Genomic DNA, 377 nt, shown 5'->3' with positions numbered 1-377 from the left:
TTCGCGTCGATGCAACGGCTCAAGCCGCTTCAAGGTGCGCCCGTCCGCACCCACGAGGGTCTCGCCAGCATCCCCCGAGCCAAACAGCTCTAACCAAGATCCATAGGCGCAACGCCCCAGTTCGAGCATCCGCCTCCACAGTCCTTCCTCCACCTCATGCGCTCCACGCCCGGTCTCGAACGCTTGGTGCAGAAAATTCACCGTCTCTTGCAATTGACCGAACAGCTCCTGGGTGTTGATTGCGCTGACGGGGCTGTGGGCGTTGTGGGTGTTCATTCTGGGCTCTGCGCTGTTGTAGCATTTCACAGAGACTGACTCTTCACCGGGCCGCTGTCTACACCCTCGCTAGCGGGAGCTGTAGCAGACTCAGCTTTCAA

1 protein-coding gene is annotated in these 377 nt (G+C 59.7%); it reads right to left on the bottom strand.

Features of this window, described 5'->3' with window-relative positions:
• On the bottom strand, positions 1 to 276 hold a 276-nt coding region (locus tag G3480_RS27475), incomplete at its 3' end, for a hypothetical protein (protein ID WP_164657315.1).
• Between the last annotated feature and the right edge of the window lie 101 nt (positions 277 to 377).

It is taken from the genome of Thiorhodococcus mannitoliphagus (assembly GCF_010915725.1).
GTDB lineage: Bacteria > Pseudomonadota > Gammaproteobacteria > Chromatiales > Chromatiaceae > Thiorhodococcus > Thiorhodococcus mannitoliphagus.
Note: the sequence above shows the minus strand (reverse complement) of the source record. Positions and strands in the feature narration are given on the sequence as shown.